A 15,179-nucleotide genomic window follows, 5' to 3' on the forward strand; every position below is an offset into this window, starting at 1 on the left:
GCCCGTTTTACGGGCTGATGTTTTTTTATACCCATAGGGAAATGAAACCGACAGATGCCAGCCCGGTGAGCGCCAGTAAGGTGGTCATCATCGTCCACGATCGGAAGGTTTGTTTCTCATCCAATCCGAGATACTGACTTACCAGCCAGAATCCGCTGTCGTTCAAATGCGAAAAGATCGAGGCGCCCGAGGCTACTGCTATAACCATGCAGGCCATTTCCAGGGAAGAGAATGCTGTGTCAATAACCGGTGCCACCAACCCTGCGGCAGTAATCATAGCAACAGTTGCCGAGCCCTGTACGATACGCACCAGAGCGGCCATTATAAATGCAAAAAGCAGGATGGGTACGCCTAAGTCTGAGAGGGAATTGGCGAGAATTTCACCCGCACCCGTGTCTATCAGTACCTGCTTGAACACTCCACCCGCACCGGTGATGAGAATGATGATCCCCGCCGGAGCGAGAGATTTATTGCTGATCTTCTGAAGGTCCTTTCGGCTTACTCCTTTTCGTATGCCCAGAAAGTACCACGCCAACAGGTTGGCTATGATCAAAGCCGAAAACGGATGACCTATTAATGCGAACAAGGATGCCACGCCCGTATTTTCCATTCCGCTAACCTCACTATTCAGGAGGGTGTTGCAGAGGATAAGTACGATGGGAACGGCAATAAGCCATAATACCAGGCTGAAGCCTGAACTAAGGGTACTTTCGGAGGACTGATCTTGTACTGCCTCTGGTACAGGTGCATAAATGCGGTTGCCAATAAATTTACCGAAAAACAATCCACTTACCAGGGTAGTAGGGATTCCGGCAAGGATACCGATCATGATCACACTCCCCAGGTCGGCTCCAATTATATCGGCTACGGCTATGGGTCCGGGAGTAGGAGGTATAAATGCATGGGTTACCGCCAGTCCTGATAAAAGCGGGATTGCATAGAACAAAAGAGAACGCCCGGTTCGTTTTTGCAACGCATAAAGCATGGGCACCATCAGAATAAATCCGACCTCAAAAAATACCGGAATGGCAATAATAAATCCTGTTATGGACAAAGCCAGGGGGGCTTTGCGTATACCAAACCGTTCCAATAGGTGCGATGCAATGACCCTCGCTCCTCCGGAATGCTCCAGTATGGCTCCGAAAATAGCTCCAAGCCCGACAACCGTGGCCACATATCCCAGTGTTCCCCCCATCCCGCTTTGAACTGTTCCTATGATCCGGTCGGGTCCCATCCCGGCGATCAATCCAACTACTATGCTGCTGATCAGTAAGGATAGGAAGGCATGGATCCGCAATTTGAGGATAAGAAAAAGCAGCAGTGCGATTCCGGTAACAACGGCGGTAAGAATTAAGTGTTCGTTCATCATAAGGTTTATTCCCATTGGGTGTGATAAAAATCGGAGGAAGGATCCTCACGCTTCTGGTATTTATGAGCACCGAAATAATCCCGTTGTGCCTGGATCAGGTTTGCCGGACTGTTTGCCTCGGTGATCCCGTTCAGGTAGTTCAGGGCAGCGCTTAGTGCAGGGGTGGCAACATTACCTTTTATTGCGGCAATAATAACGGTTTGCAGGGCTGATCTGCAGGAGGCGGCGGTTTCAATAGTTTCTTCCTGCAGCATGATTTCCGGTTGATCTTTGAGGGTGGCAGACAGGGTTTCCATAAGAACAGACCTTATTATACAACCCTGCGTCCAGATCCGGGCTACCTCATGCAGGGCATAGGAATACGATTCTTCTGATATTCCGGCCTGCAGCAGTTCAAATCCCTGGACATGATTCATGAAACGGGCGAGGGTATAGGCCTGTTTCAGAATTTCGGGTTCCAGGGAGATGGGTTCCTGCGGAGGTGTGAAGCTTTGGTTAAGTCGGACGCGTTTCTCCTTGAAAAAGGATACATAACGCGCAAACAGCGATGCGGTTATCATAGAAACAGGAGTTCCGGTTTTAGCCCCTGCCACAGAAGCCCAGCTGCCTGTGCCTTTGTTGCCAGCTTTGTCGAGAATGGCATCCAGAAGAAGTTCTCCGTTCTCGTAATAATTCAGAATATCGCAGGTGATGGAAAGCAGGTAGCTTTCCAAAGGACCCCCGTTGAATGCTGAGAATACCTCATGCATCTTTTCGCTGGAGTATTCCCCGCGCTTCATCAGGTGATAGAGTTCGGCCAGCAGCTGCATTTCAGCATATTCTATACCATTATGAACCATCTTTACAAAATGCCCTGAACCATCTTTGCCCAAATAGGAGCAGCAAGGGGCACCATTTTTATCTTTCGCGGCCAGTAGCCACAGGTAAGGCGAGGCGATCAGGTATCCCTCGGGATGCCCCCCCGGCATAAGGGAGGGACCGGTAAGGGCGCCTTTCTCACCTCCCGAAATACCGCAACCAAGAAACCAGATGCCGGCTTCCTGCAATTCCCGGCTCAGTCGTTGGGTGTCTTTATAATGTGAATTTCCCCCATCGATGATCACATCCCCGGGATCAAGAAGCGCTTTGAGTTGACCGACAACCTGGTTGACAGCTACTCCTGAGGGAACCATAAGCAGGATCTTTCTCGGCTTCGACAGGGAAGAGGTGAACTCTTGAAGGTCGTTAAACCCTTTCGCCTCCTTTAATTCCGGGTAGGTCTTAATTCGTTTCTCGGCCAGGGCTTCTTCTCCTTCAGCCTCGCGGTTGTACAGTGCCAGCCTGATGTGTTTTGTCGCAAGATTTCTGCTGATACTGCACCCCATGACCCCCATGCCGATCACTCCGAATTCTGCTTTAACGGTAAGGTCTTCAAGAATGCTGTTGCAGATATCTTCAGGATCGCTTTCAATGGAATATACCAGGGCTTCCACGGGTTTTTCCAGGGTAAGGAATTGAGAGGTTAGCAGATCCGGAGGCATGAAATGCCCGGAACGGGAGTGTATCCGCTCCCTGATGGTGGATATGTCCCCGTCGAGATGAATGAATTTTACATGGTGCTCTATGCCTTTATCAAGGATACGTCGGTAATTATCTTTAAGGGCAGAACAAGCCAGGATGCAGCTTTCCTCTTTGTCTATATGGGTTTCGATCAATTCGTGCAAACGCTCGAGCCAGGGTTTTCTGTCTTCATCGTTCAGGGGTACCCCATGCTTCATTTTACGTAGGTTGGCCTCGGGATGATAGGCATCGGCATCTATAAAGGTAATACCGGTGGCACGCGAAAGCAGGTGCCCAATAGTGGATTTACCCGATCCTGAGACCCCCATTATGATCAGGGCAAGCGGTCTTGGTGTTTTCATGTAAAGAAGGTTGGTTGATTAAATATAGGAATTTTTAACCGGGTGGTTGCAGAGGAGTATGGGGTAAGGGATTATAGATGATTGATGATAAATTATAGATGGATACCAGGGATGTTTCAACTTCCCGACTCTAACACCCTGCCCGCCGTACAGCCAAGAAAGGAGGTGTACGGGGCATATATTCTGAAATAGATCGTCTTTGCGAGTCCCGTCTTGCGGGACGTGGCAATCTCCCTGATAAAGGTACCGGGTACGAGGAAAGGGATTATAGATGATTGATGGTAAATTATAGATGGATACCAGGGATGTTTCAACTTCTCGACTCTAACACCCTGCCTGCCGTACAGCCAAAAATGCAGGGGTACGGAGCACCTACTCCGAAACAGTTCGTCTTTGCGAGTCCCGTCTTGCGGGACGTGGCAATCTCCCTAATAAAGGTACGGTGGTACAAGCCTGCCTGTCGCCAGGTTGGGATCAAAAAAAAGTTCCGGGGGGCACCGGAACTTTATTTGTTATCCACGTAGTAGGTTAGTATTTGGATTTGGTTTTTGTTGTGAATTCCTGACATCAATTTGGGGCTCTGACATCAGCAACAAACTAACAACACTACTAATATAGAACAGGAAGAAAGGATTTAAAATTTTATGTTGTCAGAATAATCCTTATTGTTGTAAAGTGTTGTTTTAGAGTTATTTGGTTGTTTTTTGGGTTGCAGGTTACAGGTTATGGGCTACATCTGGAATCCTTTCCGGGAGAAAACCCTGATGTCCCGTCAGAAAGGCAGGAATTGTGAATGGTGAATTGTAAATGATGAATTGTGGAAAAGGTAGCTCAGGTTTGTCGTCTTTGCGAGTCCCGTCTTGCGGGACGTGGCAATCTCCCAAATAAAGGTACGGGGTACGGGGTACAAGGAAATGGATTATAGATTATTGATGATAAATTATAGATGCAGTAGACGCATTCGGTTTTAAAATTTACCGACTCCCAACTCACCACTCACCACTAACGACTCACGACTCACCACTAACCACTCAAAACTCACTCCTCCCATCGGCCCATTTTTCCTTCCCGGAAATCCTGGTAGGCCTGGGCGATCTCTTCCTCTGTATTCATCACAAAGGGACCGTGGGCAACCATAGGTTCGTTTAAAGGGTGGGCGTGACCGAGAATAATTATACTATCCCTTTGAGCTTCCAGGCTTAGTTTTGAGCCCTCATTTTCAAATTCTGCAAGGTGAAATTCCGGAATTTCCTTATCGTTTACATCAATAAGCCCTTTTACCACATAAAAGAAAATATTTCGTTCTCCCGGAATGTCCATATTTAGGGTGCTCCCTTTCTGCATCCGTATTGTACTGAGAAAGATATCGGTGAGGGTATTCACACTTCCTTTCCTTCCGTCCCAGTCTCCGGCTATCAGATCAGCTTCGATACCCGGGGCCGGTTGTATTTTCGCCAATTCGTCTGATTGCAATCCCTTGTAGGAAGGGGTAGTCATTTTGTGTTTGGCTGGCAGGTTTACCCATAGCTGAAGAATTTCCAGATCACCGCCTTCACGGATAAACTCATCGGATGATAACTCAGCGTGAATGAGTCCACTTCCGGCGGTCATCCATTGGATGCCTCCTCCGTTGATGACGCTCTTAGCCCCCGAACTGTCCTTATGGGCAATATCGCCCGAAATGATAAAGGTTACTGTCTCTATACCCCGGTGTGGATGCGGACCGAAAGGCAATCCGTTGTTATTTGGTGGGAAAAACTGGGGCCCATGGTGATTCAAAAAAATAAAGGGGTCTATCTGATCCAGTTGCCGGCTCGGGATAGGGGAATAGGTACTTAATCCACCCATTGGCCGGGACTCGGCCTTTATGATCCTGCTAATACTTCTCATGGTTTTTATTTCAAATTTAAGAAAGGAAAATTAAAGGAGAGGTTGAGGGGGAATGGTTAATGATGAATTGTAAATTATGAATTGTGGAAAAGGTAGCTCAGGTCTGTCGTCTTTGCGAGTCCCGTCTTGCGGGGCGTGGCAATCTCCCTGATAAAGGTACGAGGTAAGGGATTATGGATTATAGATGATAAATTATAGATGGATACCAGGGATGCTTTAAGTTCTCGACTCTACAAGCCCGCCTGCCGCAAGTTAGGGATCAAAAAAAAAGTTCCGGGGGGCACCGGAACTTTTTTTATGGTTATCCACGTAGTAGGTTAGTATTTGGATTTGGTTTTTGTTGTGAATTCCTGACATCAATTTGGGGCTCTGACATCAGCAACAAACTAACAACACTACTAATATAGAACAGGAGGGAAGGATTTAAAATTTTATGTTGTCAGAATAATCTTTATTGTTGTAAAGTGTTGTTTTAGAGTCATTTGATGGTCGATGGGGCGAGCCTTCCTGTCGTGCCGCCAGGTAGGCAGGGGTACGAAGCACCTACTCCGAAACAGTTCGTCTTTGCGAGTCCCGTCTTGCGGGACGTGGCAATCTCCCTAATAAAGGTACGGGGTACGGGGTACAAGGAAATGGATTATAGATTATTGATGATAAATTATAGATGATAAATTATAAATGCAGTAGACGCATTCGGTTTTAAAATTTACCGACTCCCAACTAAACACTCACGACTCCCGACTCACCACTCACCACTCACCACTAACGACTCCCGACTCCCGACTCACCACTCACGATTCACCACCCCCAACTTCCTTTTTAATAAACGCAAAGACATCCTGTGGATCTGCATCGTAATCGAACCAGGTGATCTCCGGGTCTTTTCTGTACCAGGTCAACTGCCGCTTGGCAAACCTTCGGGTATTTTTTTTGATCTCTTCCACGGCATGATCGAGGCTCACATGGCCATCCAGATGGTCGAATATTTCCTTGTATCCCACGGTTTGCAGGGCATTCAGGTCCTTGTAGGGGTAGAGTTGTTTCGCTTCTTCCAGCAGTCCGGCCTCCATCATTTTATCAACTCTGTCGTTGATCCTTTTATAGATCAATTCCCTGCTGGCATTCAATCCGATTTTAAGGGTGGTAAAAGGACGATCAGGTTTTGGCTGATTCAGAAAGGAAGAATACGGTTTTCCGCTTGCTATACAGATCTCAAGGGCTCTGATGAGGCGATGCGGATTATGGATGTCTACTTTTTCGTAATACACAGGATCTTTTTCCAGGAGTAACTGCTGAAGGGATTGTATTCCCTTTTCCCGGAATTGGGTGTTAAGGGCTTCCCTTACCGAAGCATCAACCTCCGGGAAGGCATCTATGCCTTTGATCAGCGCATCGGCATAGAGCCCGCTGCCGCCGGCCATGATCACATAGTCGTGCTTTTTAAAGAGGTGCTCAAGACACCCCAGCGCATCCTTTTCAAAATCGCCTACCGTATAGGGATCGTGGATGCTGATATGCTGGATAAAATGATGTTTTGCAGCCTGCAATTCCTCTGCATCCGGTACTGCGGTACCTATGGTCATTTCCTTAAAAAATTGCCGGGAATCGCTGGATATGATCTCTGTATTCAGGTGTTGGGCAAGGGCTATGGCCATAGCGGTTTTTCCAATGGCCGTAGGGCCTGACACGGTAATGAGGTGCTTTTTACTCATTCAGCAAAGATCCGCATTTATGGCAAAAATGGGCATCTCCCAGGTGATTTTCTTCCAGGCAATGCGGACATACCTGGGTATTGTCATGGACATAATCTTCCAGTTGCGATTGTTTCGCGAACTCGGAGGTCACTATTCCCGTGGGGACCGCTATGATCCCATAACCCAGGATCATAATAACGGCGGCAATTCCCTGTCCCAGGTTTGTTTGTGGTGCAATATCACCGTATCCCACAGTGGTCAGGGTCACAATGGTCCAATAAATACTTCGCGGGATGCTGGTAAATCCGGCATCTTCCCCTTCAATCAGATACATGATCGTTCCGAATATCACCGAAAGGATAAGTACTACATATATGAATACCGCGATCTTGATCCTGCTCGCCTTAAGGGCACGCCCCAGTTGAGAGGCCTCTCCAAGGTAGCGCATCAGTTTCAGGATCCGGAAAACACGAAGGAGTCTCAGAGCCCGAACAGCTAGAAGCACCTGTGTTCCAGCAAAAAAGTAGGAGATGTACAAAGGGATGGTAGAAATGAGATCTATTATACCGTAGAAACTGAAAATGTATTTAGTGGGTTTTTTAATGCTGATGATACGCGCAATATATTCTATGGTAAACAGAATGGTTACTACCCACTCAGCTTTCAGCAGAATATCGTGGTATTTGGCATCGATAGATTTAACGCTCTCCAGCATGACCAGGATCACACTGATAATAATAACAATGAATAACCCTATATCAAAGGCTTTACCCATAGGGGTATCTGCCTCGTAGATGATCTCGTGAAGTTTGAATTTCCAGCTGGACCTGGCGTCACTTTTTTCCGGCATTTTCGGATATAAATTTTGAAAGCTTAACTAAAGTTATGGGATTCTTGTTTTGTAACCTTACAAATTCGTTGAAAAATTCTTTCAATGCCGCGTATTGAGTTGGCGGGATTATCGGTTTATATATTTTCATCTGAAGCACTACCATCACATTTTCATCTAATTCCCTGATGTTGTAGATCAATTCTCCCGATGAATCGGGAAGCTCCAGGTGGAGATCCGCTGCTTTGTCTTCCAGCATAAATTCATCTCCCGTTTCAATAAAAATGGTGTATTCGATATTAAAAGGGTGACCGAAGTCTACCGGGTAGGTTCGCGATTGCTGGGTAAAAGGACTTTTTTTGTAGGACTCGAGGATAAATGGATTAACAAAAAGACGATCTTCTTTTACGTCTGTATTCATGTCGATCTCAAAACTTTCGGTTAATCGTTCATCAGAAGACGGAAGTCCCTGGTTTTCATAATGGGTTAATGAAAAGTCACCCCTGGCTTCCAGCATCTTTTCAATGTCCGCTAAATAGGTTCCCTCTGAGGTGTTTCGTATTTCTTTTCTTTTTTCTGAAGCATAATATCCTGAAGAGATCTTGCGAACCCTTGCCTTTCCGGCTCCCGGGTCTAAGGAGGCCTGAAAAATCTGCCTGCTGTAGGCTTCCGGTTGCAAAAGTGGGATCCAGGATCCGCCATCCTTGAAATCCAGCAGCCTTCCGTACTGATTGAGCATTTCGAAGCGAATCATCCCAAAGGTAAATTCCTTTTCAGACAGGTCCAGCAGATAGGAACGCTCTTCCAGATCCAGTTTAACGATCAGGGCATTAAAATCTGAGATAGCAGGTATCTGTTGGGAGGGAACTCCGTTATCCCGGGTAGATACCAACACGGGAAATGCCTTTAATCCGGCTGCATGAAGCGCATTGAGTAAGATCAGGTTCAGTTCTGTACTGCTGCCTTCCCTGCTTTCAAAGGCATCCTTAACATCGATCTCTCCGAACAGTTGGTCTTTTTCATTCCAGAAAAGCTGTTTCTGCAGGTGGTAAAATAGCTTTTGGGCCGTTTCCAGATTTGTAGGGGTATTCATTAGGTGTTCAGGCAAAGCATTCCGGAAGTACCGCCCCTTTTGAGATTCCCGTCCGATATCATCTGTTCTGAGTTCCTTTTCCACCGTTTCCCAACTTTTTGTGTAATGTTCCTTTTTTCCGGTGAAATTTTCAAAAGTGGTGAGCTCGTATCGAAGTGCGGAAAGGTAATTGGGCTTGGCCGTCATGTATTCTTCTTCTCTGAAAGCCGGAATATTATCCATGATATACTCACTTACTACGCAATCTGCAGTGCCCAAACCACGGAAATAAAAACAATTATGAATGATCTTGTCATTTTGATGGTCCAGTTTTAAGGTGCCGTTTAACTTGATGTGATATTTGTAGTTCGCAGGAATATTGGTATGAAACTCACTATGTAGCTTGGGAATCTCTCCCTGAAATTCCCAGGATTGAAAATTATACAGGAAAGGCGATTTTACTTCATAGGTGTAATCAATAACACTGCCGGTCTGTACATTGGGAACGGTAAACCTAACGAGAGTAACCGTTTCGCTGACATCCTGATAATAAATGTCCTTTTGGTCAAGCATACCTCCGCTTCTGTCCGGATTAATTGCGATAGCCCTTACTTCCTTCAGAATTTCCCTGCTGTTGTCTGAGGCCGATTTGACCAGAGGGATCTCCACATTGGCGTACGTAAGCCCGTTCTTATTCAGGATCTTAATCCGGGTTGTTTTTTTGAAAAACAGGGCCGGTCTGCCCAATTGATCTTTCCTGATCTCAGCCTCGCCCTTTTCATATAAAACCAGGGCATTGGCTGTTGTATCCTGCGGATATTCCTTCATTAAGAGTAAATTCGGTGAAATTTTCCCAAAGGTAATTTCCCACTGAGCACAAGACATCTGATAACAAAAAATGACGATCAGACCAAATAAGGTAAGTGGTTTGTTCATGAAGAGGAGGTTGGTTAAGGTGTTCTAAGTCGGTTTTCAAAAAGTATAGATCCTGAATTTATTCTTTTTCCGTAGAAATTTTTCTACAATATGGCGATTAAATGGATCATTTGAAAGCGGACTGATCAAAGATTTGATCACCTCATAGGATTGGATCTGGTAATTGAGATTTACAAATGCATATCCCTTAAGGACTCCATCTTCAATTAAGAGGGCACTTTTTTCTTCAATGGTTCTGCCTTTGCCGGTAACGATCAGGTTTTTATGCGCCAGGGTAGCACTTTCCAATGCTTTTTCCACTCGCTCATTGTACGCTTCGGGGGTCTCCTTACTGATGCATGCGCCGTGGCAGGTACCTTCTTCATAGGCTGAGCACTGTTTTCGGGCTTCACTCAGGCCGGTTAGTTTAAGGCACAATTCATTCTTCTTACTGAAATCTGCCAGGAAGGTTCTGGCTTCCGGCCAGCTGTTAAAGCTGGTAACATAACTTTTTTGTCCCTTGTATTGAACAATTTTCAAGGCTAGATAGCCCTGGGGGGTCTTTTCCTTTTTCAGGATTAGTTTAAAGGGTTTACGACGATCTTTTCTGTTGTACCTGGGCCGGTTCTGTATGATTTCTTCATTTTCTTTGAGCGCGGCGATCATCTCTTCCCCGGTTTCCTCATAGGTTACTGCCCGCATTTCTTTTTGCAGACTCCGGTATTTTTTGCCCGCAGAGGTAAATTTTTTGTTGATACTGGCTTTGAGGTTCTTGCTTTCTTCTATGTAGATCACCTCTCCCTTATCGTCGTGCATATAATACAGGCCTGTACTGGATGGCATATCCTCTACGATATCCAGCAGTCTTTGACTCAGGATGCCCGTGCTGGCCGAACGTACGGTATTCTTCAGTATTTCCTTATTGTGGTCCTTGTTGAGCAGGATCCGGAACAGTTTCAGCGTAGCCTGTGCATCTCCGTTGGCCCGGTGCCTGTCGCTTACTGGTATTCCTAGCGATCGAACCAGTTTTCCAAGGCTGTAGGAGGGCTGCTCGGGGATAAGACGCTGTGAAAGCTCTACTGTGCAAAGGGATTCCCTTTGAAAATCGTACCCTAATCGACGGAACTCGGTTTGCAGAATTCGGTAATCGAACTGGGCATTATGGGCTACAAGTATGCAGCCGTCCGTGATCTCCACGATGCGCTTGGCCACTTCGAAGAATTTCGGAGCGCTCTTTAGCATCGTATTGTTGATGCCGGTAAGTTTTACCACAAAGGGTTGGATCTCTTTTTCAGGATTAACCAGGCTGATAAACTGGTCGGTGATTTCATGTCCGTTAAAGCGATAAATAGCGATCTCGGTGATCCCCTCTTCGTTATACTTCCCGCCGGTTGTTTCTATATCAAGAATTGCGTACAATACTTCCGTTTTAGTTATAATTGCGTTCCCCGAAAATACTGCTGCCAATTCGAACCATGGTACTTCCGCAGGAAATTGCGGTTTTGTAATCGCCACTCATCCCCATGGAGAGGATTTCCATTTCAAGATGAGGCCATTGATCCTGACGTTCCTTAAGAGCCTCAAACAACTCTTTAAGAAAGGTGAATTCCTCTTTTACCCGATCGGTATTATCGGTAAAGGTGGCCATGCCCATAAGGCCTTTGATCCGGACGTGTTTCATGTTCCGGAAACTCTCTGAAGCGAGTAATTCTTCCAGTTCCTGTTCGTCAAGACCAAATTTGGTCTCTTCCTTAGCAATATGCATTTGCAGCAGGCAATCTATAGTCCGGTCATGTTTTTTGCCTTGCTTCTCAATTTCCTTCAAAAGCTTCAGGCTGTCAACCCCATGAATGAGATGGACAAAGGGAGCCATGTATTTTACCTTATTACGCTGTACATGACCAATCATGTGCCACCGGATGTCTTTCGGTAATTCGTCATACTTAGCGGTCATTTCCTGAACTTTATTTTCTCCGAAATCCCGGTGTCCGGCCTTGTAAGCCTCCATGATGTCTTCTTCCGGTTTCGTTTTTGAAACCGCAATAAGCTTTACATGTTCCGGTAGGTCCGTTGAAATTTCCTTGAGGTTTTCCGCTATCATTTGTATCGATGTTTTGCCTAATATATTAAAAATTCGCAGAGGGGAAGTCCGCTTTGTCAGCATATGTTTTTCCGGTGCAGGTTCCCTTGCTCTAAGGGTTACAAAAGCAGAGGCCCGGGAATAGTCCACCGGCAGATTTGCAGCGCATTCGCCCCCTATTTAATTCCTTCGGAGATTCTGTGCTATGCATTCGGACAAAGGACTTTAGAAACCTCGTTCCGCATGTGATGGTGAACCTCCGAAGGAATATTAAAAATCGTGTGCTGAATTATTTCAGAAACATGGACGATGGCTTTTCGGCCTTTCTGGATTCCGAATAATCGTAAAATCCTTCTCCTGACTTCACTCCGAGTTTACCGGCCATCACCATATTCACCAGCAGGGGGCAGGGGGCATATTTCGGATTTTTGAATCCGTCGTACAATACATGAAGAATAGAAAGACAAACGTCTAAGCCGATAAAATCGGCCAGCTGCAGTGGTCCCATCGGGTGGGCCATTCCCAGTTTCATTACCGTATCGATTTCCTTAACGCCTGCAACCCCGTTATAAAGGGTTTCGATCGCCTCGTTGATCATGGGCATAAGAATCCTGTTAGCCACAAAACCGGGGTAATCGTTCGCTTCCACCGGAACTTTGTTCAACTGCTGAGAGAGTTCCATGATGGCAGCGGTAACCTCGTCTGAAGTGTTATATCCTCGGATCACTTCTACCAGTTTCATGATAGGTACCGGGTTCATGAAATGCATCCCGATCACTTTTTCCGGCCGATTGGTTGCTGTAGCAATACGGGTAATGGAGATCGAGGAGGTATTGGTGGCCAGGATGGCTTCCGGCTTACAAACCTCGTCCAGTTGACGAAAAATTTTAAGTTTGAGCTCTTCATTTTCTGTGGCAGCTTCCACCACCAGGTCGGCATCCTTAACCCCTTCTTCCATATTCGTAAAGGTGGTGATCCCCTTGAGTGTGGCCTCTTTCCTGGCTTCGTCTATAGCCCCTTTGGAGACCATCCTGTCCAGGTTTTTACTGATGGTGCTTAGCCCTTTTTCAAGCGATTTTTCAGAGATATCGATCAGGTTTACTTTAAAATCGAATTGTGCGAAGGTATGGGCGATTCCGTTTCCCATGGTTCCGGCTCCAATAACTGCGATATGTTTCATGAACTATGTTGGTTTTTAGTGTTTGTTTTCCATTTTAGTGTTTTTGTTCTACGAGCCTAACGATCTCCATAGCCACTCTCAGGGCTTCTGTGCCCTGTTCCAGGGTTACAGGAGGCGTAGTGTTATTGTTGATGGCCTTTGCAAAGGCTTCCAGCTCATCGAGGATGGCATTGTTCTGGGTAACCTTAGGATTCTCAAAGTAGATCTGCTTTTTCTCTCCTTCCGCATTTTGCAGTACCAGGGCGTATTCCCCGGGGTTCTCCGGGGCATTTTTCATCTTGACCACCTCAACCTTTTTCTCCAGGAAATCAACGGAGATGTAGGCATCCCTTTGAAAGAACCTCGATTTTCTCATGTTTTTCAGGGAGATCCTGCTGGCTGTGAGGTTGGCAACACATCCATTTTCGAACTCGATTCGGGCATTGGCAATATCCGGGGAGTTGGAGATCACATCCACGCCACTGGCCACGATATGGCGTACCTTCGATTTGACCACACTCAGGATAATGTCGATATCGTGAATCATGAGGTCCAGGACTACCGGCACATCGGTACCCCGCGGATTGAACTCTGCAAGGCGGTGGGTTTCGATAAACATTGGATTTTCCAGCTTTTCTGCCACCGACATAAAAGCAGGATTAAACCGCTCGACATGGCCTACCTGGCCCATAACGCCTTTTTCGCGTGCCATTTCGATGATGGCACGGGCCTCTTCAACGGTTTTGGTAATGGGTTTCTCCAGGAAGATGTGTTTGCCTTTGCTAACCGCTTTTATAGCGCAGTCGTAATGCGAAAGTGTTGGCGTAACAATATCAACCATATCAACCCGGTCTATAAGTTCATCGATAGAACTGAAATAGGTATACCCGAATTCTTCCGAAACCTTTTTTGCATTATCTGCATCCGGGTCATAAAACCCGACCAATTCATACTGATCTGATTGCTGAAGTAATTTTAGGTGAATTTTCCCAAGGTGACCTGCACCTAGAACCCCTGCTTTAAGCATAGTGTATTATTTTCCACAAAAATAAACTTATAAAGGCATTCTTTCAACCGGATGCACTATAAATTTGGTAAACTAAGGTCATCAGAAGATCGAAAAACGGGGAATATTTTTAATTTTACCACCTGTTAAAACCCAGCCACTTTTGAAAGATAGCCTGAAACATCAGGGCATGAGAAATAAACTTGCCCAAACGGTTGAAGCCAAAGGAATTAAAGATAAAAAGGTGTTGAAAGCGATAAAAAGCATTCCGCGTCACCTTTTTATGGATAGTAGTTTTGAAGATCATGCCTACCAGGACAAGGCCTTTCCCATTGCGGCCGATCAGACGATCTCCCAGCCTTATACCGTGGCCTTTCAAACCGAACTTCTGGAGATAAAACCCGGGGATAAGATCCTGGAAATAGGTACCGGAAGCGGATATCAGACAGCGGTTCTGCTGGAAATGGGAGCCCAGGTGTTTACTATAGAACGCCAGCATGAATTGTTCAAGAAGACCAGCAGATTTCTTCCCAAACTGGGTTACAAACCCAAGCGTACGATCTTTGGTGACGGGTATAAAGGGTTGCCGGAAGAAGCGCCCTTTGACGGTATCATCGTCACCGCAGGTGCCCCATTCGTGCCCAAGCCTTTGTTGTCGCAGCTGGATGTAGGAGGGAAGCTGGTGATACCGGTAGGAGATGAGGTTCAGGTGATGACCAGGTTTATCCGCAAATCGGCAACTGAGTTTGAGAAGACGGAATACGGGGATTTTCGTTTTGTACCCTTACTGGAAGATAAGAACTGATCAGAACGATTTCTTGATTCGGTCTAATTGCCGCTTGCTGTCCCTGTCTTTTATAGTTTCCCGTTTATCGTAAAGTTTTTTACCCTTTGCCAGGGCGATTTCCATCTTGGCCAGTCCCCGGTCATTGATAAATACCCGCAAGGGAACAATGGTATTTCCTGAATTTTTGACCTGTTTATGCCACTTTCTCAATTCCTGTTTCTTAAGCAGGAGTTTGCGCTCACTCTTGGGCTGGTGATTGAAGTGGGTGGCATGAGTGTATTGCTGTATGGTCATATTGATCACAAAGAGCTCTCCATCCTCATTGAATTCGCAGAAACTTTCGGCAATGGAAGCCTTTCCCTGGCGTATCGATTTTATCTCTGATCCCGCCAGGACGATCCCTGCAATATAGGTGTCGAGGATCTCGTATTCAAAACGAGCCCTTTTGTTCTTTATGTTGATGTTATTCTTCATAGG

The 15,179-nt window shown here is 46.1% G+C and carries 12 protein-coding genes; 1 reads left to right on the forward strand and 11 read right to left on the reverse strand.

Translation table 11 applies throughout. The features are described from left to right. Positions 1 to 25 precede the first annotated feature (25 nt). From K7R11_RS09575 to K7R11_RS09620, 10 genes are all read right to left on the reverse strand, one after another. Complete coding sequence (locus K7R11_RS09575) at positions 26 to 1,366, reverse strand: GntP family permease (protein WP_224490325.1); 1,341 nt, start codon at positions 1,364 to 1,366, stop codon at positions 26 to 28. A gap of 8 nt (positions 1,367 to 1,374) precedes the next feature. Further along, complete coding sequence (gene gndA, locus K7R11_RS09580; protein WP_224490326.1) at positions 1,375 to 3,270, reverse strand: NADP-dependent phosphogluconate dehydrogenase; 1,896 nt, start codon at positions 3,268 to 3,270, stop codon at positions 1,375 to 1,377. Between the two features lie 1,038 nt (positions 3,271 to 4,308). Beyond that, entirely contained in the window at positions 4,309 to 5,160 is an 852-nt protein-coding gene (locus tag K7R11_RS09585; RefSeq protein WP_224490327.1) for a pirin family protein, read from the reverse strand. Between the two features lie 791 nt (positions 5,161 to 5,951). After that, complete coding sequence (miaA, locus tag K7R11_RS09590) at positions 5,952 to 6,872, reverse strand: tRNA (adenosine(37)-N6)-dimethylallyltransferase MiaA (RefSeq protein ID WP_224490328.1); 921 nt, start codon at positions 6,870 to 6,872, stop codon at positions 5,952 to 5,954. After that, positions 6,865 to 7,704 (reverse strand): ion transporter, encoded by an 840-nt coding sequence (locus K7R11_RS09595; protein ID WP_224490329.1) that lies wholly within the window; start codon positions 7,702 to 7,704, stop codon positions 6,865 to 6,867. Before K7R11_RS09595 ends, miaA begins: the two co-directional genes overlap by 8 nt. Beyond that, on the reverse strand, positions 7,688 to 9,583 hold the full coding sequence (locus K7R11_RS09600; protein ID WP_224490330.1) for a DUF3857 domain-containing protein: 1,896 nt from the start codon (positions 9,581 to 9,583) through the stop codon (positions 7,688 to 7,690). The genes K7R11_RS09595 and K7R11_RS09600 overlap by 17 nt, the downstream gene beginning before the upstream one ends. A 144-nt stretch (positions 9,584 to 9,727) precedes the next feature. Continuing rightward, complete coding sequence (locus tag K7R11_RS09605; RefSeq protein ID WP_224490331.1) at positions 9,728 to 11,089, reverse strand: exonuclease domain-containing protein; 1,362 nt, start codon at positions 11,087 to 11,089, stop codon at positions 9,728 to 9,730. Positions 11,090 to 11,099: 10 nt separating this feature from the next. Further along, positions 11,100 to 11,771, reverse strand: a complete 672-nt coding sequence (locus K7R11_RS09610) for a YggS family pyridoxal phosphate-dependent enzyme (protein WP_224490332.1) — start codon at positions 11,769 to 11,771, stop codon at positions 11,100 to 11,102. 268 nt (positions 11,772 to 12,039) lie between these two features. Beyond that, a complete protein-coding gene (locus K7R11_RS09615; protein ID WP_224490333.1) occupies positions 12,040 to 12,930 on the reverse strand; it encodes a 3-hydroxybutyryl-CoA dehydrogenase in 891 nt (296 codons plus the stop codon). A gap of 34 nt (positions 12,931 to 12,964) precedes the next feature. Next, positions 12,965 to 13,936: a Gfo/Idh/MocA family protein gene (locus tag K7R11_RS09620; protein ID WP_224490334.1), complete on the reverse strand. Its 972-nt coding sequence runs from the start codon at positions 13,934 to 13,936 to the stop codon at positions 12,965 to 12,967. Positions 13,937 to 14,078: 142 nt separating this feature from the next. Here K7R11_RS09620 and K7R11_RS09625 point away from each other — a divergent pair, with 142 nt between their 5' ends. After that, a complete protein-coding gene (locus K7R11_RS09625; protein ID WP_224490335.1) occupies positions 14,079 to 14,720 on the forward strand; it encodes a protein-L-isoaspartate(D-aspartate) O-methyltransferase in 642 nt (213 codons plus the stop codon). On the opposite strand, the gene smpB is transcribed toward K7R11_RS09625, so the two are convergent. After that, complete coding sequence (gene smpB, locus K7R11_RS09630; protein WP_224490336.1) at positions 14,721 to 15,176, reverse strand: SsrA-binding protein SmpB; 456 nt, start codon at positions 15,174 to 15,176, stop codon at positions 14,721 to 14,723. It abuts the gene before it with no gap. Positions 15,177 to 15,179 lie beyond the last annotated feature (3 nt).

This window comes from Robertkochia flava, from assembly GCF_020166515.1.
Classification (GTDB): Bacteria; Bacteroidota; Bacteroidia; order Flavobacteriales; family Flavobacteriaceae; genus Robertkochia; species Robertkochia flava.

Coding starts and splice junctions, on each gene's coding strand:
- miaA (WP_224490328.1), bottom strand. CDS start 6,872: ATGAGTAAAAAGCACCTCATTACCGTGTCAGGCCCTACGGCCATTGGA.
- K7R11_RS09575 (WP_224490325.1), bottom strand. CDS start 1,366: ATGAACGAACACTTAATTCTTACCGCCGTTGTTACCGGAATCGCACTG.
- K7R11_RS09620 (WP_224490334.1), bottom strand. CDS start 13,936: ATGCTTAAAGCAGGGGTTCTAGGTGCAGGTCACCTTGGGAAAATTCAC.
- K7R11_RS09595 (WP_224490329.1), bottom strand. CDS start 7,704: ATGCCGGAAAAAAGTGACGCCAGGTCCAGCTGGAAATTCAAACTTCAC.
- K7R11_RS09585 (WP_224490327.1), bottom strand. CDS start 5,160: ATGAGAAGTATTAGCAGGATCATAAAGGCCGAGTCCCGGCCAATGGGT.
- gndA (WP_224490326.1), bottom strand. CDS start 3,270: ATGAAAACACCAAGACCGCTTGCCCTGATCATAATGGGGGTCTCAGGA.
- K7R11_RS09610 (WP_224490332.1), bottom strand. CDS start 11,771: ATGATAGCGGAAAACCTCAAGGAAATTTCAACGGACCTACCGGAACAT.
- smpB (WP_224490336.1), bottom strand. CDS start 15,176: ATGAAGAATAACATCAACATAAAGAACAAAAGGGCTCGTTTTGAATAC.
- K7R11_RS09615 (WP_224490333.1), bottom strand. CDS start 12,930: ATGAAACATATCGCAGTTATTGGAGCCGGAACCATGGGAAACGGAATC.
- K7R11_RS09600 (WP_224490330.1), bottom strand. CDS start 9,583: ATGAAGGAATATCCGCAGGATACAACAGCCAATGCCCTGGTTTTATAT.